The following is a 23,334-nucleotide window of genomic DNA, read 5'->3' on the forward strand; positions in this document are numbered from 1 at the left end:
CATAAGCCTTTGAGTGGGGTGTTAAATGGATGAATTCAAACCAGAAGACGAGCTGAAACCCGATCCCAGCGATCGTCGTACTGGTCGTTCTCGTCAATCTTCAGAACGTGATAACGAGCCGCAGATCAACTTTGACGATGTTGATCTGGATGCAGACGATCGTCGCCCTTCGCGCAGCCGCAACGCGCGTGATGAGCGAGAAGAAGAGGATTATGAGTCCGAAGAAGATTCAATGGACGAAGAGCCTGTAGAGCGTCGCCCGCGTAAACGTAAGAAAGCCGCTGCACCAAAACCGGCTTCCCGCCAGTATCTTATGATGGGGCTTGGCGTGTTGGTACTTGTGCTGCTGATTGTCGGCATTGGTTCCGCACTTAAAGCACCATCAACGAACTCAACCGAGCAAACCGCCTCCGCTGAGAAGAGCATCAATCTCTCCGGTAACGATGCGGCAAATCAGGCAAATGGCGCGCAACCTGCACCGGGTACCACTCCGGCAGAGCAGACCGCAGGAAACACCGCAGCACCACAGGATGTTTCTCTGCCGCCGGTTTCCTCAAACCCAGCTCAGAGCCAGGCACCTGTTACGCCTGAAGGTCAGCAGCGTGTAGAAGTTCAGGGAGACCTGAATAATGCACTGACGCAGCCGCAAAACCAGCAGCAGATTGATAACGCCGTAGTTAACTCTACACTGCCAACTGAACCTGCAACCGTCGCACCGATTCGCGGTGGTAACGCTCAGCCGCAAACTGCTGCGACGGAAACGAAACCGCGCCAGACACAAACTGCGACACGTCCTGAACGTAAGCAGGCAGTGATTGAGCCTAAACGCGAAACTAAACCTCAGGCAGTGGTGAAAGCGCCTGAAGTGAAAGCCGCACCAGCACAGCCAAAACATACTGAAACGGCTGCGGTGAGCGAGCCAGCAAAAGCGCCAGTCACACAGACTGCGCCGAAAGCAACGGCGAGCACGACAGCACCTGCAGCGTCTGCTACAGCTTCCAGCGCCGCAGCAGGCAAAACAGCAGGTAACGTAGGTTCGCTGAAATCTGCACCTTCCAGCAATTACACGCTGCAGCTGAGCAGTTCGTCTAACTATGACAACCTCAACGGTTGGGCGAAGAAATCGAATCTGAAAAACTACGTGGTTTATCAGACGACCCGTAACGGTCAGCCGTGGTATGTGCTGGTGAGCGGTGTGTATGCGTCCAAAGATGAAGCGAAACGCGCCGTGGCGACACTGCCAGCAGACGTTCAGGCGAAAAACCCGTGGGCGAAGCCAATTCATCAGGTTCAGGCCGATCTGAAGTAATGTTTAAAGCGCAGGATGCTGTCGGAGCTTTCTCCACAGCCGGAGAAGGTGTAATCAGTTAGTCAGCATGAAAAAAAATCGCGCTTTTCTGAAATGGGCAGGGGGGAAATACCCCCTGCTCGATGATATTAAAAAGCACCTGCCGAAAGGTGAGTGTCTTATCGAGCCCTTCGTGGGCGCGGGATCGGTGTTCCTGAACACCGATTTTTCTCGTTATATCCTGGCGGATATCAACAGCGACCTTATCAGCCTCTATAACATCGTCAAACTGCGTACCGATGAGTATGTCGCAGAGGCGCGTAAACTGTTTACGCCTGAGAACAATAACCCGGACATTTACTACCAGTTCCGCGCGGAGTTCAATCAGAGTGAGGATTCGTTCCGCCGGGCCTTGTTGTTCCTCTATCTTAACCGACATGGCTACAACGGCCTGTGTCGGTATAATCTTCGTGGTGAATTCAACGTACCTTTTGGCCGCTATAAGCGCCCGTATTTCCCACAGGACGAGCTGTATCACTTTGCTGAAAAAGCACAGAATGCTGAGTTTCACTGCCTCTCCTATGAAGAGTGTATGGAACTGGCAGGCGTAAACTCGGTGGTTTACTGTGACCCCCCTTATGCGCCGCTGTCTGCGACGGCAAATTTCACTGCCTATCACACCAACAGCTTCAGCCCGGCCGAACAGGCTCGTCTGGCAGAGATGGCGGAAAAGCTGGTCAGTAAAAGAATTCCGGTGTTAATTTCAAATCACGATACCCCTGATACGCGCGAATGGTACAAAGCCGCGAAGCATTTTCAGGTTAAAGTGCGGCGTAGCATTAGCAGCAACGGCGGCACACGTAAAAAGGTGGACGAACTCCTGGCTCTTTATCGCCCCTGAGCCGTTTTGCCCGCCGGTAAATACATTTCAAGGAGATGCGGATGAAACAGTTTTTGATTGCTCCCTCAATTCTGTCGGCCGATTTTGCCCGCCTGGGTGAAGACACCGCTAAAGCTCTCGCGGCTGGCGCAGATGTCGTCCATTTCGACGTGATGGATAACCACTACGTTCCTAACCTGACCATCGGTCCGATGGTGCTCAAGGCGCTGCGTAACTATGGTATTACCGCCCCGATCGACGTACACCTGATGGTGAAACCGGTTGACCGCATCGTGCCGGATTTTGCCGCGGCGGGAGCCAGCATCATCACCTTCCACCCGGAAGCCTCTGAACATGTGGATCGCACGCTGCAGCTGATCAAAGAGAACGGCTGTAAAGCCGGTCTGGTGTTTAACCCGGCAACGCCGCTGAGCTATCTCGATTATGTGATGGATAAGCTGGACGTAATTTTGCTGATGTCCGTTAACCCAGGCTTTGGCGGTCAGTCGTTCATTCCTCATACGCTGGATAAGCTGCGTGAAGTGCGTCGTCGTATTGATGAGTCGGGCTACGACATTCGTCTGGAAGTGGATGGAGGTGTGAAAGTGAATAACATTGGTGAAATTGCGGCAGCGGGCGCGGATATGTTCGTTGCAGGTTCGGCAATTTTCGACCAACCGGATTACAAAAAAGTCATTGATGAAATGCGCCGTGAACTGGCGAAGGTAAGTCATGGATAAATTGCAGACAATTCGGGGTGTGGCATTCGACCTCGATGGCACGCTGGTCGACAGCGCGCCGGGCTTAACAAGCGCTGTTGACCAGGCGCTGTATGCGCTTGAACTCCCCGTTGCGGGTGAAGAGCGTGTGGTAACGTGGATCGGCAACGGTGCTGACGTGCTGATGGAGCGTGCGTTGACATGGGCTCGCCAGGAGCGTGCGTCGCAGCGTTCGGCACAGGGTAAACCGAGCGTCGATCATGCCGACATCCCGAAGGACGAGCAACTGCGTATTCTGCGCAAACTGTTTGATCGTTTCTATGAAGAGACTGTCGAGGAGGGGAGTTTCCTGTTCCCGGACGTCCTGGAAACGCTGAGCACACTGCATGCGAAAGGCATCCCGCTGGGGCTGGTAACCAATAAGCCAACGCCATTTGTTGCACCTCTGCTAGAAGCGCTGGATATCGCGAAGTATTTCACCGTCATTGTGGGCGGTGATGACGTACAAAACAAAAAGCCGCATCCGGAACCGCTTCTGCTGGTGGCAGGAAAATTATCCTTAACGCCTGCGGAGCTGCTCTTTGTTGGTGATTCACGCAATGATATTCTGGCTGCCCGAGCGGCTGGGTGTCCTTCCGTCGGGTTAACCTACGGCTACAACTACGGTGAGGCCATCACGCTAAGTGAGCCGGACGTCGTGTTCGACCACTTCAAAGATTTGTTGCCCGTACTCGGGCTTTCACACAGTGAACATCAGGAATTGAATAATGACTAAGCCCATCGTTTTTAGTGGCGCACAGCCTTCAGGTGAATTGACCATTGGTAACTACATGGGTGCGTTACGTCAGTGGGTCAGCATGCAGGATGACTACCATTGCATTTATTGCATCGTCGATCTCCATGCGATTACCGCGCGTCAGGATCCTGAGAAACTGCGTAAAGCCACGCTGGACACCCTGGCGCTGTATCTGGCCTGCGGAATTGATCCTGAGAAGAGCACCATTTTTGTTCAGTCGCATGTACCAGAGCACGCACAGCTGGGCTGGGCGCTGAACTGCTACACCTACTTCGGCGAGCTGAGCCGCATGACCCAGTTCAAGGATAAATCCGCGCGCTACTCTGAAAACATCAACGCCGGTCTGTTCGACTATCCGGTTCTGATGGCTGCAGACATTCTGCTGTATCAGACTAACCAGGTTCCTGTTGGTGAAGACCAGAAGCAGCACCTGGAGCTGAGCCGTGATATTGCCCAGCGCTTTAATGCGATTTATGGCGATGTGTTCAAGGTACCTGAGCCATTCATTCCGAAATCCGGCGCACGCGTGATGTCACTGCTGGAACCGACCAAAAAGATGTCTAAGTCTGACGATAACCGCAACAACGTTATCGGCCTGCTGGAAGATCCGAAATCAGTCGTCAAAAAGCTCAAGCGCGCGGTCACCGACTCCGACGAGCCGCCTGTCGTGCGCTACGACGTGCAGAACAAAGCGGGCGTCTCCAACCTGCTGGATATTCTCTCCGGGGTTACCGGTCAGAGCATCCCTGAGCTGGAACAGCATTTTGAAGGCAAGATGTATGGCCACCTGAAAGGTGAAGTGGCGGATGCCGTTTCTGGCATGCTGACTGAGCTGCAGGAGCGCTATAACCGCTATCGTAACGACGAAGCTTTCCTGCAGAAGGTGATGAAAGACGGCGCGGAAAAAGCCAGTGCACGCGCGTCCGAAACCCTGAAAGCGGTGTACGAAGCGATTGGGTTTGTTGGTAAACCTTAAGCTTGCTTTGCCGGGTGGCGACTCCGCCGCCCGACAACAAAAAACCGGGAAACCCCGGTTTTTTTACGCCTGAAAAACGCTTACTGCTGTGCCGCCGGGCCGCAACCACCGATGATCTTCGAAATGGAGATCGCCGGGTGCAGCAGATAATCGTAGCTGCAGTTATTTTTCGTGTTTTCTACACGACCGGTGCAGGCCGTCAGAGTCGATAACAGGCCGACCAGAACGGCGGCTTTTGCCAGTTTAAACATACGCATTCCTTGTCTGAAAACGAAAATAAGATGTAACTCAAGGGAATAAAGGGGAAAAGTTCCACTTCGGGGCGGTATGTTATCGACAGCAGTAAGAGGGGAGTAGTCCGCATAAGGACTACTCAGGGAAGGACGAATATGCGTTAGTGATTCGAGAACCAGTTAAGTTTATCGCGCAGTTCCACCACACGGCCCACGACAATCAGCGCCGGGCTTTCAACCTGTTGCGCCAGTTCACCGAGCTGTGTCAGCACGCCATTTACCACGCGCTGCGTAATGGCGGTACCGTTTTCCACCAGTGCGACAGGCATATCTGCATCCATGCCGTGTTCCAGCAGTTTCGCCTGAATTGTGGCGGCCTGGTTTAGCCCCATATAGAACACCAGCGTCTGTTTTTCTGCGGCCAGGTTATGCCAGTCCAGCTCGCTGCCGGTTTTCAGGTGGCCCGTCACCAGACGCACGCTCTGGGCGTAGTCCCGGTGTGTCAGCGGAATGCCTGAGTAGGCTGAGCAACCGGATGCCGCCGTAATGCCCGGCACGACAGAGAACGGAATACCCGCGTTGCACAGGGTTTCCAGCTCTTCACCGCCACGGCCAAAGATAAACGGATCACCACCTTTCAGACGCACCACGCGTTTTCCCTTTTGCGCCTCGCGCAGCAGGATCTGGTTAATCTCTTCCTGCGGCACGCAATGGTAGCCCGCGCGTTTGCCCACAAAAATACGGTCAGCATCGCGACGCACCAGGTTCATGATGTCATCGGAGACCAGGCGATCGTAAACCACGATATCGGCCTGCTGGATCTGCTGGAGACCTTTCAGCGTCAGCAAGCCCGCATCTCCCGGCCCAGCCCCCACCAGAACCACTTCACCGCGGTGATCCAGCGGTTCGCGCAGCAGTTGTTCGGTCGTCTCTTCAACGGCTTTGCTGTCCTGATTCGCCAGCGACTGCGCCAGCCTGTCGTTCACAAAGAATTTTTCCCAGAACCGACGTCGCTCACCTACGGTTGCGAAGGTTTGCTTCACACGGGAGCGGAGCTGTCCGGCGTAATGCGCAATCTGACCAAGATGCTGTGGCAGCACGGCCTCCAGTTTTTCCCGCAGCAGGCGAGCAAGTACCGGCGAGCGGCCACCGGCCGACACTGCAATCATCAGCGGTGAACGGTCGATAATCGACGGCATGATAAAGCTGGCTTCCTGTGGCGCATCCACCACGTTACAGAAGATACGGCGGGCTTCGCAGGCATCGCTGACGCGCTGGTTCACGGTATCATCGTCCGTCGCGGCAATAGTCAGCCAGCAGGTATCCAGCAGGGATTCATTAAACGCCCCCCGCTCCAGCGTGAGCATTCCTTCCTGGGCCCAGACCTCAAACTGTGGCGCAAAGTCGAGGGCGTTAACAGTCAAACGGGCACCTGCTTCTAACAGCAGGCGCGCTTTGCGTTCAGCCACATCGCCGCCGCCCACGAGCAGGCAGTCGCGGTTGCGTAATTGACAAAAAATCGGCAGGTGATCCACGACGTTACCTCGCAGCATTCATGGAGGGGGTAAGAATTGACGTCAGGATAACAGCAGGAATCGTACAGAACATACGGTTTTTCCTGCCGTTACCCATAAGGGGTCATAAGCCTTTCCTATAGGAAAGGCGAGGGGATTAGCCTTTCAGCTGCACCTTGCCGTCCTTCACGCGAACGTCGTAGTGCTTCACGGAGTGGCTGGCATCTTCCATACAGTGTCCGTCGGTCAGGCGGAAACGTTGTTTTTTCAGCGGACTGGCAACCCACAGTTCGCCTTGATGCTCCGCAATCAAGCCGCGTGAGAGGACGCTGGCCTCAAAGAACGGGTCGATATTGCTGATGGCAAAAACCTGTTCATCGTGGCGGGGACGGAAAATCGCGACCTGCTCTTTACCCAGCAGCGCGCAAACGCCGGTGGCAGGCAGGATGTCGTTAATATTGCAGATGTTTACCCACTGGCTCATGCGTTTTCCTCCACCAGCGTGACCGGAATTCGTTCATACGGTGTCGCCGGACGATGCTGTTCGCGCTCTGCCACAACCTGTACGTTCGGGTCGCGCTGGGTGCTGTTGATAAAGTGTTTGAAGCGCGTTTGTGCCGCCGGGGTGTTCACGGTTTCGGTCCATTCGCAAATCACCGCTTCGCGCAGGCGAGCCATCTCGGCTTCAAGCTGTTCGTTAAGGCCCAGTTTGTCGTCGATGATGACTGACTTCAGGTAGTCGATGCCGCCTTCCAGGTTGTCCAGCCAGGAAGCGGTACGGGTCAGCTTGTCGGCGGTACGGATGTAGAACATCATGAAGCGGTCGAGATACTGAATCAGCGTATCGTGGTCGAGATCTGCCGCCAGCAGGTCTGCGTGGCGTGGTTTCATCCCGCCGTTACCGCACACGTACAAGTTCCAGCCTTTCTCAGTAGCAATAATACCCACGTCTTTACCCTGCGCTTCCGCACATTCACGAGTACAGCCGGAGACGCCAAACTTCATTTTATGCGGCGTACGGATGCCTTTGTAGCGGTTTTCCAGCTCCACGCCGAAGCCCACGCTGTCGCCGACGCCGTAGCGGCACCAGGTGCTGCCTACGCAGGTTTTCGCCATACGCAGCGCTTTGGCATACGCATGCCCAGTTTCGAAGCCCGCTTCAATCAGCTGACGCCAGATTTCTGGCAGATCATCTTTCTGCGCACCAAACAGGCCGATACGCTGGGAACCAGTAATTTTGGTGTACAGGTTAAATTCACGTGCAATGCGACCTACGGCGACCAGCCCTTCCGGGGTAATTTCGCCACCGGCAGAACGTGGAATAACAGAATAGGTACCGTCTTTCTGGATGTTTGCCAGGAAGTTATCGTTGGTGTCCTGCAGTGGCGTATGTTCAGGTTTGAGAACGTACTCATTCCAGCAGGAGGCCAGCAGAGAACCAACGGTTGGCTTACATACTTCGCAGCCATAACCCTGGCCGTGTTTTGCCAGCAGTTCGTCGAAGGATTTGATGCCCTCCACGCGGATCAGATGGTAAAGCTCCTGGCGAGAGTAAGAGAAGTGTTCGCACAGATTGTTGTTCACTTCGATGCCCTGTTTCGCCAGTTCGGCGTTCAGCACCTGGGTGACCAGTGGAATACAACCGCCGCAGCCGGTACCGGCTTTGGTTTCGGCTTTCAGCGCTGCAACAGTGTGGCAGCCTTTGTTGATAGCTGAAATCAACATGCCTTTGGTGACGTCGAAGCAGGAGCAAATCTGCGCGCTGTCTGGCAGTTTATCAACGCCGATAGACGGTTTGCCGCTCGAGGCGTGAGCAGGCAGGATCAGGGCGTCCGGGTTTTCCGGCAGTTCGATGGCATTCAGCACCAGTTGCAGCAGGTTGCCGTAATCACTGGTGTTACCCACCAGCACCGCGCCGAGCAGGGTTTTGTTGTCCTGGCTGACGATCAGGCGTTTATAGACTTCTTTGCTTTCGTCGAGGTAGACGTAGCTGCGTGAGTTCGGGGTACGACCGTGGGCATCGCCAATACCGCCAACGTCCACGCCCAGCAGCTTCAGCTTGGCGCTCATGTCTGCGCCTTCGAAGGCGTTCTCCGTTCCGAGGATATGGTCTACGGCGACCTGCGCCATTTTGTAGCCCGGGGCGACCAGCCCATACACACGGTTGTTCCAGCTGGCGCACTCGCCAATTGCGTAGATGTCCGGATCAGAGGTCTGGCAGGTATCGTTAATCATGATACCGCCGCGCTGAGCAACGGCCAGGCCACACTGGTTAGCCAGCTTGTCGCGAGGGCGAATACCGGTGGAGAAGACGATAAAGTCTACTTCCAGCTCGCTGCCGTCGGCAAAGCGCATAGTTTTGCGCGCTTCAGTGCCTTCCTGAACGATCTCTTTGGTGTTTTTGCTGGTGTGAACTTTCACACCCATGCTTTCGATTTTACGGCGCAGCTGGTCACCACCCATGTGGTCAAGCTGTTCTGCCATCAGCATCGGGGCAAATTCGATGACGTGAGTTTCAATGCCGAGGTTTTTCAGTGCGCCTGCAGCTTCCAGACCCAGCAGGCCGCCACCAACCACTGCACCGCGTTTGCTGCGACGTGCACAGTTTTCGATGGCCTTGAGGTCTTCAATGGTACGGTAGACGAAACAATCCTGGGTTTCCGAGCCTTTGATTGGTGGGATCCACGGATAAGAGCCAGTCGCCATGATCAGCTTGTCGTAAAAAACTGTGCGTCCGGCGCTGGAGTGGATCACCTTTTCCTGACGGTTGATGGTGATAGCGCGTTCGCCCACCAGCACGTTAACGCCATGCTTCTCGTAGAAACCTTCACGCACCAGAGAGAGTTCTTCGGCGGTATGATGGGAGAAGTAGGAAGAAAGATGCACACGGTCGTACGCCTTGCGGGGTTCTTCACAGAACACGGTAATATCGAACTGGGCAGCGTCAGCTTTATCGAGAAGATCCTCAATAAAGCGGTGGCCGACCATGCCGTTACCGATGATAGCGAGTCTGACTTTGCTCATTATTGCCTCGATTTCTTTTCTATTACTGCCTACCTTAACGATTCAGCTACGGCGCTTATTGATGCAAATCAAATACGTCTTCGCCTACTCCTTAGGTGGTATGCGACTGATTTGTCAGGATTTTTATAAGTGGCGGAAATCGAAGGCTTTTCGTTGTCGTTGAATTTGTGTACAACTCAGGGACGATCGTTGAAAAATCGGTACGCCTGAATATCAGCTGCATTTTTTAGGGGAAAGGTATGTCTACAACACCGTTATGGCTTGTTCAGAATGTTCGTTTACCGGGTCGGGAAGGGCTATGGCAACTCGCCATTGAGAACGGGCGATTTGGTGACATTACCCCAATGGATGATACCCACGACGAAAGTTATGAAGTCTTAAATGCCCGTGGAGGGCTGGCGATCCCGCCGTTTATCGAGCCGCATATTCATCTTGATACAACCCAGACGGCAGGTGAGCCGAACTGGAACCAGTCCGGCACGCTGTTTGAAGGTATTGAGCGCTGGGCGGAGCGTAAGGCGTTGCTCAGCCATGACGATGTCAAAGCGCGTGCCTGGAAAACGCTGAAGTGGCAAATTGCCAATGGTATTCAGTTTGTCCGCACCCATGTGGATGTCTCCGACCCGACGCTTACTGCTCTTAAGGCGATGCTGGAGGTGAAACAGGAGGTTGCCCCGTGGGTGACGCTGCAAATTGTCGCCTTCCCGCAGGAAGGTATTCTTTCGTACCCGAATGGCGCGGCACTGCTGGAAGAGGCGTTAAAACTGGGGGCTGACGTGGTGGGGGCGATCCCGCACTTCGAATTCACCCGGGAATATGGCGTGCAGTCTCTGTATATTGCCTTCGAGCTGGCGAAGAAATATGACCGTCCGCTGGATATCCACTGTGATGAAATCGACGACGAGCAGTCCCGCTTTGTGGAGACTGTCGCCATGCTGGCGTATGAAGCCGGTATTGGCGCGCGGGTAACGGCCAGCCATACCACTGCCATGCACTCATACAATGGCGCGTACACCTCGCGGCTGTTCCGTCTGCTGAAGATGTCGGGCATTAACTTTGTGGCGAATCCGCTGGTGAACATTCATCTGCAGGGGCGCTTTGATGATTATCCTAAGCGTCGCGGCATCACCCGGGTGAAGGAGTTGCAGGAAGCGGGCATTAACGTCTGCTTTGGTCATGACGATGTGTTTGATCCATGGTATCCGCTTGGTACCGGCAACATGTTGCAGGTGCTGCATATGGGACTGCATGTTTGCCAGATGATGGGCTACCCGCAAATCGACAGCGGGCTGAACCTGATTACACACAACAGTGCCAGAACCTTTGGTCTGAGTGATTACGGTATCGCAACGGGGAACCCGGCAAACCTGATAATCCTGCCGGCAGAGAGCGGATTTGAAGCGGTGCGCTGCCAGGTGCCGGTGCGCTGGTCGATTCGTCAGGGGCGGATTATTGCCACCACGCAGCTGGCGCAGACGTGGATCCAGATGGATAACGGGGGAGAAGAGGTGAGTTTTGCCAGAAACAGCCCCTCTGCTTAACGCAAAGGGGCAAGGCGATTAGTGAGAAGCTGCCGCCACGTTATGCTGGCGGTGGCGGGTCACGAAGCCCAGGACGAGGCACATGATAAACACTACGGCATACAGACCGTTCGCGGTGTGCAGCGCTGCCAGAGGACCGCTGTGCGCAACAATCGGGCCCGTGACGACGAAGGTCAGCATGGTTCCGATGGTGCCGCAGGTCAGCACGAAGTTAACCAGTTTTGGCGAGGCCACTTTGGTCTGCAGCGAGCCCAGGGTAATGATGGACGTGTAAATTGCGCTGGAGAAGAAGCCCAGGGTCAGAATGAACCACGGCATATGTTCCGGGGAACCGTTGATGAACAGATACATCAGCACGGTTGCCAGACCAGCCAGCACGGTCAGGATGCGCTGCAGATCGAAGAAGCGCAGGATGAAGCTAAACGCCCACATGCCAAACATGTAAGACATCCAGAAATCACTCACCAGTTTGCCCGCATCGTTCAGGCTCATGCCGAGACCTTTAGCGTATTCCGGTACCCAGGAGATAAAGCCCAACTGACCCAGGATGTAGCACAGGGCGGCAATGGAGAGGAACAGCACGCCGATGCCCCATTTCTCTTTCGCGACAGGTTCTGCCGTGGTCTGGGCTTTTTTGCCCAGCACCGGGAATTCACAGCCGAAGGTCAGAATAAAGATCGCCACGTAGACCAGCCCAATGCAGGCATAGACCCAGTACCACTCAATGCTGCGCGCCAGCAGAACAGCGGCGACCATCGGGAAAATCATCCCGGCCATGCTGAAGAAGGAGTCAGTAAACAGCAGACGTGCGCCGCGCTGACGGCCTTCATACATGTGGGTAATCAGGAAGGTACCAATCGACATGGTGATCCCGCTCACCAGACCGAGCACGAACATGGCGGCGGAGAACAGGGCGATGCTGTGGCTCAACATCAGACCCGCCACGGCGGCGACCATCAGCACAAAGCCAAAACGCAGCTGCGTTTTCAGCGGAACAATTTCCATCAGCCAGGCATTCAGGAAGATAGAAATCAGGATCCCCGCGTTGAGGAAAGTGAAAGTGTTACTCATGCTGGATACGGGCAGCTGGAAGTAGTCTGCGATGTTCCCCATCACCATCCCGGTGACGATCACCAACGCGCCGGTCAGGGCGTAGGAGAAGAAGCTGATCCATGTGAGCTTGATGCGATTGCTGTTAGTCATGTCTGGCCTGTTCAAAAAAGAAAAGCGCCCATCGGGCGCTGAGAGCGGGCAGATTTTAGACATTAAAGTGATCTATTCATATCTTTTCAGAGAAATTCAGTATTCATTGCATATTTTTATGTGACTCAGATCACATAAAGTGGCGCTTAAACCAATCGTTTGCGTGGTTACAACTGTTTCAATTTCGTAAAATTAGGTAAAAGGCTGGTCTCAGTTCATACTGCTCTTTAGAATCAAGCCATTCGCTTTTTATACTGCGCTTTGTTAAGGAATTCTCATGCTCAAATCAACACTGGCGGCTGTCGCAGCTGTGTTTGCTCTTTCTGCCGTTTCCCCTGCTGCGCTGGCAGCAAAAGGAGATCCTCACGTCCTGCTGACCACCTCCGCCGGGAACATTGAGCTGGAACTGAATAGCCAGAAAGCCCCTGTTTCCGTGAAAAACTTCCTCGACTACGTGAACAGTGGTTTCTATAACAACACCACTTTCCACCGCGTGATCCCGGGCTTTATGATTCAGGGTGGCGGCTTCAATGAGCAAATGCAGCAAAAGCAGCCGAACCCGCCTATTAAAAACGAAGCGGACAACGGTCTGCTGAACAAGCGCGGTACCATTTCCATGGCGCGTACAGCAGATAAAGACAGCGCGACCAGCCAGTTCTTCCTCAACGTGGCGGATAACGCCTTCCTCGACCACGGCCAGCGTGACTTCGGTTATGCCGTCTTCGGTAAAATTGTGAAAGGGATGGATGTGGCGGACAAGATCTCTCAGGTGCCTACCCATGATGTCGGCCCATACCAGAATGTGCCGTCAAAACCTGTCGTTATCCTCTCCGCAAAAGTTCTGCCATAACGTTTTTTGACACGGGCGTCCCCCGCCCGTGTTTTGCCCCTCCCTGCGAAAGCGCGTTTTGCTGCTTATACTTGTGGCAAACGGACTATTCAGGGAGGCGTTAAGTGAAAAAACTCACCGATAAGCGAAAATCCCGTCTCTGGGAACAGCAGCGTAACGTCAATTTTCAGGCCAGTTGCCTCCTTGAAAAAGGTAATGGTCCTTCAGAACCTCACATTGAGACGCTGGAACTGGGGCCTTCTGCCCCCGGTTTGCCCCATCTGTGCCATATTCACCGCCATTTGTATCGCAGAGAGATGAAACGGGCAGGCGAGTTCCGCACCGCCGATATTGCTAAGGGCGACATTCCTTTTTGTCATTTCGAGTACATCGAGAAGATGGGGAATGAACTGATGGAGGCACTGGAAAACGACAAATATCTGGTCGGCCTTCAGAAAGACGCGTTTACAGGTAAAGTTAGCCATTACTATTGTGAAATCAACATGCTGCATCCTTTTATGAGTGGCAATGGCATTTCGCAGCGCATATTCTTTGAGCAACTGGCGATCCACGCCGGTTATACGCTGGACTGGCGCGATATCGATCCGGATCAGTGGGTGGTGGCCAACCAGAGCGGTGCAATGGGGGATTTGACGGCCCTGAATGCTATCTTTGCCAAAGTAGTGAGCGAAGCACGGGAAACTGAGTAGAATAGGGCGGCATTTTTTTCGGGAGCCGCCATGATTCTGCTGATTGATAACTACGATTCCTTCACCTGGAACCTTTACCAGTATTTTTGTGAGCTGGGTGCAGAGGTGGTTGTCCGCCGCAACGACGACATTAGCCTGGCGGATATTGAAACACTGGCTCCGCAGAAAATCGTGATTTCACCGGGGCCGTGTACGCCGTCGGAATCGGGCATTTCTCTGGATGTTATCCAGCAGTATGCCGGCAAACTGCCGATCCTCGGTGTCTGTCTTGGCCATCAGGCCATTGCCCAGGTGTTTGGTGCCACTATCGTGCGCGCTGCTAAAGTGATGCACGGTAAAACTTCTCCGGTCACCCACACTGGCGTTGGGGTATTCACCGGGCTTAATAATCCGTTAACCGTGACGCGCTATCATTCACTGGTGATTGACCCGTCGACGCTGCCTGACTGCTTTGAGGTGACCGCCTGGAGCGATACGCAGGAGATCATGGGGATTCGTCATCGCGAATGGGATCTCGAAGGCGTGCAATTCCACCCGGAAAGCATCCTCAGCGAGCAGGGACACGCGCTGCTGGCAAATTTCCTTAATCGCTGAATATCTGTTGCCTTGTTGTGATTTTTTATGCATATTTTGTGATTATATTTTCACAATCAATGTGGCATAAAAATGGATGGTCATGACATGGCAACTGAACAACCCGCAATTACCCGCGCAACATTCGATGAAGTAATCCTGCCGATTTATGCACCGGCTGAGTTTATCCCGGTAAAAGGAAAAGGCAGCCGCGTCTGGGATCAGCAGGGCAAAGAGTATGTTGATTTCGCGGGCGGTATTGCAGTAACGGCGCTGGGCCATTGCCATCCTGTCCTGGTTGAGGCGCTGAAAACCCAGGGCGAAACGCTCTGGCACACCAGCAACGTTTTCACCAACGAGCCGGCGTTACGCCTCGGCCGCAAGATTATTGATGCGACGTTTGCCGAGCGCGTGCTGTTCATGAACTCGGGCACCGAAGCCAACGAAACCGCCTTCAAGCTGGCGCGCTACTACGCAACCACGCGCCACAGCCCGTACAAAACCAAAATTATTGCCTTCCACAATGCCTTCCACGGACGCTCCTTCTTTACCGTCTCCGTCGGCGGCCAGCCGAAGTATTCCGACGGATTTGGCCCGAAACCGGCCGACATCGTCCATGTGCCGTTTAACGATCTGCATGCGGTGAAAGCGGTGATGGACGACCACACCTGCGCGGTTGTTGTCGAGCCGATCCAGGGTGAAGGCGGCGTGACGGCGGCTACCCCGGAATTCCTGAAAGGTCTGCGTGCGCTGTGCGATGAGCATCAGGCGCTGCTGGTGTTTGATGAAGTACAGTGCGGGATGGGACGTACCGGCGATTTGTTTGCCTATATGCACTACGGCGTGACGCCGGATATTCTCACCAGCGCCAAAGCGCTCGGCGGTGGTTTCCCGGTGAGTGCGGTACTGACGACTCAGGAGATTGCCTCCGCGTTCCACGTTGGTTCTCACGGTTCCACCTATGGCGGCAACCCGCTGGCGAGTGCCGTGGCGGGCGCGGCATTTGATATTATCAATACACCTGAGGTTCTGAACGGCGTCAGCGCGAAGCGCGAGCTGTTTGTGAAACACCTGCAGCAGATTGACGATCAGTTTGATGTGTTCAGCGAGATCCGCGGGATGGGGTTGCTGATCGGTGCCGAGCTGAAACCGCAGTACAAAGGTCGCGCGCGCGATTTCCTGCATGCCGCCGCCCGCGAAGGGGTGATGGTGCTGAACGCGGGACCGGACGTGATGCGTTTTGCACCGTCGCTGGTGGTAGAAGACAAAGACATTGAAGATGGATTAACCCGCTTTGCCGCGGCAGTCGAGAAAATCGTAAAAGGTTAATTCTCCGTCCGCTTTAATATCCGCGTTAACCAAATCCCGTGATGCGGACGCTGACGCCATGCCACCGACGAAATGGTGTGCATGGTGCTCAGATGCCCGAGTACACGCTGCAAATGCTGCTCCAGGGTGCTCATTGGCCCGTGAGTCAGCGTGTCGGGCGCTTCCAGAATATTTGAATCCCCTGACTCTCCCGGTGCGTCATACTCCAGGCGCTGCTGACACCGCTGTAAGGCAATTTCACACGACTGTAAATAACGCTCCGCCAGGTCTGGCGTCAGCATTGTATGTTCACGCGCCAGCGTGGTCATGGCGTTAATATGCTCGACGATAAACTGGCTGTGTGTCACCCAGAGTTTCATATCCGCCAGATAGTGCGAGTTAAAGCCCGGCTCCTGCATCGCCTGGTTGAGCGAGTTAAACAGGGCATTGTGCGCCTGGTTGACCTTCATCCGCTGATACGCCAGTGGGGAAGGTTGCGGGTCGTCGCTCAGGATCAGACGAATGGCCTGCTGATCGGCCTCCAGCGCATCGTGGGCGTTCTGGCGTAGCAATCCGCTCTGCCATTGCGGCCACAGCCAGACCATGCCGCCAAAGGCAATCAGACAGCCAATCAGGGTATCGATCAGTCTGGCGACAATAAACTGTTCGCCATTGAGCGTGAGCAGTTGCAGGGTGTATACCGCCGTTACCGTAAAGCCCACCATCGCCCAGCCGTAGTTTTTGCGGATAATCAGGTAGCTCACCAGCGTAATTATCAGCATTCCCGCCAGGGTATAACCTTCCGGCACGTGAAAGTGCAGCGTGACGCCTGCGATAATCAGCCCGGCCATCGTTCCGCCCGCCCGGTGCAGAATACGCACGCGCGTGGCGCCGTAGCCGTTCTGGGTGACAAACAGCACGGTCATTAAGATCCAGTAGGGTTTTGGCAGATGCAGCGCCATGCCCATCAGGCTGGCGGTACTGAGCATGACGCTAATCCGTGCGGCGTTGCGCAGAGCGGACGATTTAAGCGACAAGTAGCTTCTGAGCGCCGGCAGTAACGGCAGACGTTTTTGTTTATCGGCCATGAGATCGCGGGGATAAAGCGGGCGTTGCGTGCGCAACACACGGGCGATACGGCTGAAATGCCAGGCGGCAAACTGACCCACCGGGTTGTCCTCATGCTGGCGGGCAATTTTCTCCAGCGCGCCGAGCTGTTTTTCCATGTTAAAACGCGTGGGATAGCGGTGATATAAAATGTCATCAGCCAGCACTCTCAGACGCGCGGAGACGGTTTGCGCATTCCAGCGGATCACCGCTTCGGCATGACTGCGCTCGACCAGCTTTTGCACTTCCTGAGGATGGTGCAGGCTCACGGAAATATGCTCTTGCAGATCCAGCCCCACCTGGAAGATACGCAGCAGCCGTTTGTATTCGTGATTCTTGTTGGCAGCGAGCATATGCAGTTGCTGATAACACTGGCTGATCAGATCCACCACCTTTTGCTGGCGCGTCAGCAGCGGCGGCAACGATTTTTCCGGATCGGTGTGCTGGGTGAGCAGGGTATATTTGGCCTCGCAGTAATCCGCAAGTTGCACATAGAGCAGGCTCAATGATTCACGCAGGGGCTGTTCCCGCCACAGCCAGAACCAGAACCAGTTAAACAGCCCATACCACAGCGTACCCAGGGCGTAGATCAGGAGCGGCTCCCACACCGGCATGTTCCCCGCAAGGCTCAGCGTGAAGATGGCCGCAATCAGTGAGGCGGGAAGCAGGCGCGCATGAAGGGCGCTGATTTCAGCAGTGACGCCGAGCGTCATCGCCAGCACGGTCAGGATCAACGGCAGCGGAATATCGCGGGCCAGTAAAAGCTGCACGACGAGGCTACAGCCAGCAAACAGCGAGCCGCCAATAATCAGACGTTTAAAAAAGCGTTTATGCGGTGTGTCCAGGCCGGCAATGTTGCAGCAGGCGGGCACGAGAGAAAACAGCAGACCTTGCTGAAGATGTCCAAGGATCAGGCCCACGGCCACAGGAAGACACAACACCAGCGTTTGTCGCAGTGCGTAGTTAACTTCCGGGTGATAAATCAGCCTGCGCCACATGGGGAAGAGAGACAAAAACGGCGTGACACCTTGCGATGGCACGCCGTTTGAGTGGAATTAACGCGTTCCGTAGACCACGATGGTTTTACCGTGGGCGGAGATCAGGTTCTGATCTTCCAGCATTTTCAGAATACGGCCCACTGTTTCACGGGAGCAGCCGACGATCTGACCGATCTCCTGACGGGTAATTTTAATCTGCATGCCGTCAGGGTGGGTCATCGCATCAGGTTGTTTTGCCAGGTTCAGCAGAGTCTGTGCGATACGGCCGGTAACGTCCAGGAAGGCGAGGTTACCCACTTTCTCGGATGTTACCTGCAGACGGCGAGCCATCTGGGAAGAAAGACGCATCAGGATATCAGGGTTAACCTGAATCAACTGACGGAATTTCTTGTAAGAAATTTCAGCCACTTCACATGCTGTCTTTGCGCGAACCCAGGCGCTACGTTCCTGGCCTTCTTCAAACAGGCCCAGTTCACCGATGAAATCGCCCTGGTTCAGATAAGAAAGGATCATCTCTTTCCCTTCTTCATCTTTGATCAGCACTGCCACCGAGCCTTTTACGATGTAATACAACGTTTCCGCTTTTTCACCCTGGTGAATCAGCGTGCTCTTCGATGGGTACTTATGAATGTGGCAATGAGACAAGAACCATTCGAGAGTCGGGTCTGTTTGCGGTTTGCCAAGCACCATGCGCTGTTATCCTCTGTTATAAGCTGTCACCAGAGTCATCAGATGCATCCGGACTCTGGGGTTGCAATCGAATTCTTACCCATACCCTGGGAAGTCGGCTATCGTAACGTTTCGCAGCCAGTAAAGTTTGATGTCCTCTGCATACATGTGTAACGTCAATGTATTACTGTAGCATCCTGAGTGTTTTAGCATAGCTTTCGCCGCGTGTCTCCTGGTGTCTCGCTTCAGCATGATGCAGGTCGCCTTCCATTGCGAGAAATGTAACGCACACGTAATCTGTCACCAAAAATGCAACGTTGGAGTTAATGAATATGCAAGCGCGCGTGAAATGGGTTGAAGGGTTAACATTCCTGGGCGAGTCCGCTTCAGGACACCAGGTTTTGATGGATGGTAACTCCGGCGATAAAGCGCCAAGCCCGATGGAGATGGTATTGATGGCTGCTGGTGGATGCAGCGCAATTGATGTGGTGTCGATTCTGCAGAAAGGTCGCCATGATGTGACGGATTGCGAAGTTAAACTCACATCGGAACGTCGTGAAGAGGCGCCACGCCTGTTCACCCATATTAACCTGCACTTTGTGGTCACTGGTAAAGAACTGAAAGACGCGGCAGTTTCGCGTGCCGTGGACCTGTCTGCCGAGAAGTACTGCTCTGTGGCGTTAATGCTGGAGAAAGCGGTAAAAATCACCCATTCGTATGAAGTGATCGAGGCGTGATTGGTGGGGCATCGTGCGTGTTGATGCCCACACCCTAACCCTCTCCCACCGGGAGAGGGAATATGATCACGCGATCTGCTTCCCTTCCATCAACCGTTTCACCAGCGGCGTCATGATGAGTTCCATCGCCAGCCCCATTTTCCCGCCCGGCACCACCAGGGTATTCATGTGGGAAATGAACGAGCCCTGCAACATCGCCAGTAACCACGGGTAATCAATGCCTTCGAGGTTGCGGAAATGGATCACCACAAAACTCTCATCCAGCGACGGGATGCTTTTTGCCGCGAATGGGTTGGAGGTGTCAACTGTCGGTACACGCTGGAAGTTAATATGGGTACGGGAGAACTGCGGCGTCAGGAAATTAATGTAATCTTCCATGGATCGCACCACTGAGTCCATCACCGCTTCTCGCGAATGGCCGCGCTCGCTCATGTCTCGCGTCAACTTCTGGATCCACTCCAGGTTAACGATCGGTACCACGCCAACCAGCAGATCCACATGGCGCGCCACGTCGTGATGGGGGGTTACCACGCCGCCATGCAGCCCTTCGTAAAACAGCACGTCGGTGGGTTCCGGCAGGGGTTGCCAGGGGGTAAAGGTGCCCGGTACCTGGTTCCATGGCACGGCTTCATCGTAAGTATGCAGATACTTGCGTGATTGCCCTGTGCCGCTCTTGCCATATTCGACGAAGGTTTGCTCCAGCAGGCCGAAGTCATTGGCTTCCGGGCCAAAGTAGCTGATGTGTTTACCCAGATCGCGCGCTTTACGGATGGCCATGTCCATCTCCGGGCGCGTATAGCGGTGAAAGCTGTCGCCTTCGACCTCCGCCGCACGGAGATTCAGTTGGGCGAAAATCTTGCGAAATGCGAGGCTGGTGGTGGTGGTTCCCGCACCACTCGACCCCGTAACGGCAATAACCGGATGTCTGGCAGACATAGCAACTCCCTGACTGGAAAGGTTGAAAGATCAGCCGTGAAACGCGTTGCGGGGCATGATATTGACCGTCTCATGCAGTTCTGACCATACCAGCACCACGTCGCCGCTTTTGAGCTGGCGCTTTACATCGTTGACCTTTTGCTCAAGCGAGCGTTCTTGTTCACCATAATCTGTGCCTTCGCGTAATACAAAGCTTTCAATCAGATTATCGAGCGTTTCGGGAGCCAGATCCTGCCAGGGAATGATCATTTTGCACCATCCAGATACGGGGTTAACCAGTCAGGAATACGTGTCTCAAGCCACATTTTAGGGCGACGTAGTGTGCCACCGATAAACCCGACGTGGCCGCCATGCTCCGTCAACTGATAGTGAACGTTGTCGGGCAGGAATTCCTGAGCGGGAATTGAATGATGATCCATAAACGGGTCATCTTTGGCATGAATGATCAGTGTCGGCTGTGTAATCTTGCTGAGCAGCGGCATGGCGCTGCACTGACGATAGTAGTCAATCGCGTCGGCAAAGCCGTGAATTTTTGCGGTGATCAGATCGTCGAATTCGCGAATGCGGCGCACTTTTTTTAACTGACGCAGACTTACCGGAAGCGTCTCCGGGTAGGCTTTCAGTTTGCGCGCTGCGTTGGCTTTCAGCAGGTTAAGCAGGTAGCGCTGATAGACGCGGGAAAAACCTTTATCCATATGATAGCTACACTGCTCCAGCATAAATGGCGCAGAGACAATGACGGCGGCATCCAGCGGGACGCTTTCGCCCTCTTTGGCCAGCAGACAAGCCAGCATATTCCCGCCCAGCGAATAGCCCACGGCAGCGGTGGGCACGGTGCCAAAGTTTTCCCGCAACCAGTGTAAAAACCACGTACCGTCTTCGGTCTCGCCCGAGTGATAGATGCGATTCTGACGATTTGGCTCGCCGCTACAGCCACGAAAATGCATCACCACACCGAGCCAGCCACGGGCTTTTGCCGCCTGGATTAACCCATGCGCATACGGGCTATGCAGGCTGCCCTCAAGACCGTGAAAGACCACCAGACGCGGCTTATGGCGAGCCTGTTCCGGCTCCTCGCTCCAGGCGAGGTCCAGAAAGTCTCCGTCCGGTAAATCCAGCCGTTGCCAGTGCGGGGTGAACTGAACCTTGCGACGGATAAGCCGTGGCAGCATGGTCTGCAGGTGGCGATTTGACACGCCGCGCATGGGCACGAACTCAGCGCTCTCTTCAGAAGCTATGTCGAAGTCTGATGGAATGATTTGGGTCATAACGATGCGATGCTAATTCATGTCAGTTATTTACTATAATCGCTTCCAGCTGTTCCTGAGCGTCCAGCCACGCCATCTCGCACTCTTCGAGGCTGGATTTCGTTTTGGCCTGAGTTTGCAGACAGTCAGTCAGCTCGGCTTTGCGGCTCTGGTCATACAGACCGCTGTCGCCCAGCTTCTCTTCAACGGTAGCGAGTGTAGCATTAAGTTTTTCCATCTCTTTTTCGAGACGGGCGATCTCTTTGCGTAGCGGCTGTGTCTGGGTGCGAAGTTCCGCTTCGCGGCGCTTTTGGTCTTTACGAGCCTGCGCGCTGTTGGCGTTCTCTTTCGTGGACTCTTCTGGCTGGTTTTCCTGCTTCTGCACGTCGGTCAGCCACTGCTGGTAGTCTTCCAGGTCACCGTCGAACGGTTCAACTTTGCCGTCGTGCACTAAGTAGAGATCGTCGGTGGTGGAGCGGATCAGGTGGCGATCGTGCGAGACGACAACCAGTGCGCCTTCAAACTCAATCAGCGCTTCAGTCAGCGCCTGACGCATGTCGAGATCCAGGTGGTTAGTCGGTTCATCAAGAAGCAGCAGGTTCGGACGCTGCCAGACGATCAGCGCCAGCACCAGACGGGCTTTTTCGCCACCGGAGAAGCGCTCGGTGTTTTCGGTGACCTTATCCCCCTGGAAGCCAAAGCCGCCGAGGTAGTCACGCAGTTTTTGCTCCATCTCCTGCGGCGCCAGACGCGCGAGGTGCTGAATCGGGGACTCATCAGCGCGTAAAAATTCCAGCTGATGCTGGGCGAAGTAACCCAGCTTGATGCCCTTTGCCAGGCCGATTTCACCGCTTACCGGGTTAAGTTCTCCCGCCAGCAGTTTAATCAGTGTCGATTTACCGGCACCGTTGCGCCCCAGCAAACCAATACGTGAACCTGGCACCAGATTGAGCTTGATAGAGTCGAGAATAGTGCGATCGCCGTAGCCCGCGCTGACTTTTTCCATCTTCAGCAGTGGGTTTGGCAGGCTTTCCGGCGCGCGGAAACTGAAATGGAACGGGTTATCCACGTGCGCCGGGGCAATCATCTCCATGCGTTCTAGCATTTTGATGCGGCTCTGGGCCTGTTTCGCTTTTGACGCTTTGGCCTTGAAGCGATCCACAAAGCTTTGCAGGTGCGCCACGCGCTGCTGCTGGCTTTCATACATGGACTGCTGCTGGGCAAGACGCGTCGCGCGCTGGCGCTCGAAGGAGCTGTAGTTGCCGGTGTACTCGAACATCGTTTGCTGTTCGATATGAATGATTTTATCCACCACCGGGTCGAGGAAGTCGCGGTCGTGGGAGATCAGAATCAGAGTGCCCTGATAGCTCTTGAGCCACTTCTCCAGCCAAATAACCGCATCGAGATCCAGGTGGTTCGTCGGTTCATCGAGCAACAGTAGATCAGAGCGGCAGATCAGCGCCTGCGCCAGGTTGAGGCGCATACGCCAGCCGCCCGAGAAGTCGCTGACCGGGCGTTCCAGCTGTTCATTGCTGAAGCCCAGGCCGTGAAGCAGGCTGGAGGCGCGGGAACGAATGGTCCATGCGTCGATGGCGTCCAGCTTGCCGTGAACGGTGGCGATGGCGTGACCGTCGTTGCGTTCGTTAGCGGCGTTAAGTTCCGCTTCCAGCTTACGGTATTCACGGTCACCGTCGATAACATAGTCGAGTGCCGGTTCGCTCAGGGCAGGCGTCTCCTGGTTCACCCAGGCAAGCTGCCAGTTCCCCGGGAAGGTAAAGTTACCGCCATCCGCGCTAATCTCGTTTTTCAGCAGCGCCAGCAGAGTGGATTTACCACAGCCGTTTTTGCCGACCAGACCCACTTTTTGGCCTGGGTTGATGGTTGCAGTGGCGTTATCCAGCAGGACGCGCACGCCGCGACGAATTTGTAACGAGGAGAAAACAATCATAGAAGCGCCGTATGTTCCGACTATGTTAATTTGTCATTATGATAATGTAAGGTGTGGGCCATTTTCCGCACCGGGCCGCCATGGTAGCCCAAAACAAC

General features: G+C 54.6%; 22 protein-coding genes. 11 read left to right on the top strand and 11 right to left on the bottom strand.

Translation table 11 applies throughout. From position 1 onward, the window contains the following. Positions 1-25: 25 nt before the first annotated feature. From damX to trpS, 5 genes are all read left to right on the top strand, one after another. A complete protein-coding gene (gene damX, locus V6E55_RS09100; RefSeq protein ID WP_316942655.1) occupies positions 26-1,309 on the top strand; it encodes a cell division protein DamX in 1,284 nt (427 codons plus the stop codon). 67 nt (positions 1,310-1,376) lie between these two features. After that, positions 1,377-2,189 (top strand): adenine-specific DNA-methyltransferase, encoded by an 813-nt coding sequence (dam, locus tag V6E55_RS09105; RefSeq protein WP_028018014.1) that lies wholly within the window; start codon positions 1,377-1,379, stop codon positions 2,187-2,189. Between the two features lie 41 nt (positions 2,190-2,230). Beyond that, entirely contained in the window at positions 2,231-2,908 is a 678-nt protein-coding gene (gene rpe / locus V6E55_RS09110) for a ribulose-phosphate 3-epimerase (protein ID WP_024907923.1), read from the top strand. Further along, positions 2,901-3,662, top strand: coding sequence for a phosphoglycolate phosphatase (gene gph / locus V6E55_RS09115; RefSeq protein ID WP_114979359.1), 762 nt, complete (start codon positions 2,901-2,903; stop codon positions 3,660-3,662). The genes rpe and gph overlap by 8 nt, the downstream gene beginning before the upstream one ends. Then, positions 3,655-4,659, top strand: coding sequence for a tryptophan--tRNA ligase (trpS, locus tag V6E55_RS09120; RefSeq protein WP_028018012.1), 1,005 nt, complete (start codon positions 3,655-3,657; stop codon positions 4,657-4,659). Before gph ends, trpS begins: the two co-directional genes overlap by 8 nt. 80 nt (positions 4,660-4,739) lie before the next feature. Here trpS and V6E55_RS09125 read toward each other — a convergent pair whose 3' ends face one another. The 4 genes from V6E55_RS09125 to nirB all read right to left on the bottom strand — a co-directional run bounded on the left by V6E55_RS09125 (position 4,740) and on the right by nirB (position 9,430). Beyond that, positions 4,740-4,910: a YhfL family protein gene (locus V6E55_RS09125; protein WP_028018011.1), complete on the bottom strand. Its 171-nt coding sequence runs from the start codon at positions 4,908-4,910 to the stop codon at positions 4,740-4,742. Positions 4,911-5,053: 143 nt separating this feature from the next. Beyond that, entirely contained in the window at positions 5,054-6,427 is a 1,374-nt protein-coding gene (gene cysG / locus V6E55_RS09130; RefSeq protein ID WP_316942656.1) for a siroheme synthase CysG, read from the bottom strand. 136 nt (positions 6,428-6,563) lie between these two features. Further along, positions 6,564-6,890 carry a nitrite reductase small subunit NirD gene (gene nirD, locus V6E55_RS09135; RefSeq protein ID WP_129994846.1) on the bottom strand — a complete coding sequence of 109 codons (327 nt, stop codon included), beginning with the start codon at positions 6,888-6,890 and terminating at the stop codon, positions 6,564-6,566. Next, positions 6,887-9,430, bottom strand: coding sequence for a nitrite reductase large subunit NirB (gene nirB, locus V6E55_RS09140; RefSeq protein WP_316942657.1), 2,544 nt, complete (start codon positions 9,428-9,430; stop codon positions 6,887-6,889). Before nirB ends, nirD begins: the two co-directional genes overlap by 4 nt. 239 nt (positions 9,431-9,669) lie before the next feature. Between nirB and V6E55_RS09145 the strand changes: the two genes are divergently transcribed. Beyond that, on the top strand, positions 9,670-10,971 hold the full coding sequence (locus tag V6E55_RS09145; RefSeq protein WP_316942658.1) for a cytosine deaminase: 1,302 nt from the start codon (positions 9,670-9,672) through the stop codon (positions 10,969-10,971). 18 nt (positions 10,972-10,989) lie between these two features. On the opposite strand, the gene tsgA is transcribed toward V6E55_RS09145, so the two are convergent. Beyond that, a complete protein-coding gene (gene tsgA / locus V6E55_RS09150) occupies positions 10,990-12,174 on the bottom strand; it encodes an MFS transporter TsgA (protein ID WP_028018006.1) in 1,185 nt (394 codons plus the stop codon). Between the two features lie 277 nt (positions 12,175-12,451). On the opposite strand from tsgA, the gene ppiA reads away from it, so the two are divergent. From ppiA to argD, 4 genes are all read left to right on the top strand, one after another. Next, a complete protein-coding gene (ppiA, locus tag V6E55_RS09155) occupies positions 12,452-13,024 on the top strand; it encodes a peptidylprolyl isomerase A (protein WP_014885514.1) in 573 nt (190 codons plus the stop codon). Between the two features lie 104 nt (positions 13,025-13,128). Then, on the top strand, positions 13,129-13,713 hold the full coding sequence (locus V6E55_RS09160; RefSeq protein ID WP_129994849.1) for a putative adenosine monophosphate-protein transferase Fic: 585 nt from the start codon (positions 13,129-13,131) through the stop codon (positions 13,711-13,713). Positions 13,714-13,743: 30 nt separating this feature from the next. After that, positions 13,744-14,307 (top strand): aminodeoxychorismate synthase component 2, encoded by a 564-nt coding sequence (pabA, locus tag V6E55_RS09165; RefSeq protein ID WP_129994850.1) that lies wholly within the window; start codon positions 13,744-13,746, stop codon positions 14,305-14,307. An 87-nt stretch (positions 14,308-14,394) separates the two neighbouring features. After that, complete coding sequence (argD, locus tag V6E55_RS09170; RefSeq protein WP_207220712.1) at positions 14,395-15,615, top strand: bifunctional acetylornithine/succinyldiaminopimelate transaminase; 1,221 nt, start codon at positions 14,395-14,397, stop codon at positions 15,613-15,615. Here argD and V6E55_RS09175 read toward each other — a convergent pair. Beyond that, positions 15,612-17,699 (bottom strand): YccS/YhfK family putative transporter, encoded by a 2,088-nt coding sequence (locus tag V6E55_RS09175; RefSeq protein ID WP_316942669.1) that lies wholly within the window; start codon positions 17,697-17,699, stop codon positions 15,612-15,614. The genes argD and V6E55_RS09175 overlap by 4 nt on opposite strands. Before the next feature lie 57 nt (positions 17,700-17,756). Further along, positions 17,757-18,389, bottom strand: coding sequence for a cAMP-activated global transcriptional regulator CRP (crp, locus tag V6E55_RS09180; protein WP_000242758.1), 633 nt, complete (start codon positions 18,387-18,389; stop codon positions 17,757-17,759). A gap of 311 nt (positions 18,390-18,700) precedes the next feature. Between crp and V6E55_RS09185 the strand changes: the two genes are divergently transcribed. Further along, complete coding sequence (locus V6E55_RS09185) at positions 18,701-19,105, top strand: OsmC family protein (protein WP_049007351.1); 405 nt, start codon at positions 18,701-18,703, stop codon at positions 19,103-19,105. A gap of 66 nt (positions 19,106-19,171) precedes the next feature. On the opposite strand, the gene V6E55_RS09190 is transcribed toward V6E55_RS09185, so the two are convergent. The 4 genes from V6E55_RS09190 to V6E55_RS09205 are packed head-to-tail and all read right to left on the bottom strand — an operon-like array spanning position 19,172 to position 23,236. Beyond that, on the bottom strand, positions 19,172-20,041 hold the full coding sequence (locus tag V6E55_RS09190) for a phosphoribulokinase (RefSeq protein ID WP_129994852.1): 870 nt from the start codon (positions 20,039-20,041) through the stop codon (positions 19,172-19,174). Positions 20,042-20,071: 30 nt separating this feature from the next. After that, positions 20,072-20,290, bottom strand: coding sequence for a YheU family protein (locus V6E55_RS09195; RefSeq protein ID WP_008503016.1), 219 nt, complete (start codon positions 20,288-20,290; stop codon positions 20,072-20,074). Next, positions 20,287-21,309 (bottom strand): hydrolase, encoded by a 1,023-nt coding sequence (locus tag V6E55_RS09200; protein ID WP_236920590.1) that lies wholly within the window; start codon positions 21,307-21,309, stop codon positions 20,287-20,289. The genes V6E55_RS09195 and V6E55_RS09200 overlap by 4 nt, the downstream gene beginning before the upstream one ends. 22 nt (positions 21,310-21,331) lie before the next feature. Next, positions 21,332-23,236 (bottom strand): ABC transporter ATP-binding protein, encoded by a 1,905-nt coding sequence (locus tag V6E55_RS09205; RefSeq protein WP_114979373.1) that lies wholly within the window; start codon positions 23,234-23,236, stop codon positions 21,332-21,334. Between the last annotated feature and the right edge of the window lie 98 nt (positions 23,237-23,334).

This window comes from Enterobacter sp. 342 (genome assembly GCF_036663495.1).
GTDB lineage: Bacteria > Pseudomonadota > Gammaproteobacteria > Enterobacterales > Enterobacteriaceae > Enterobacter.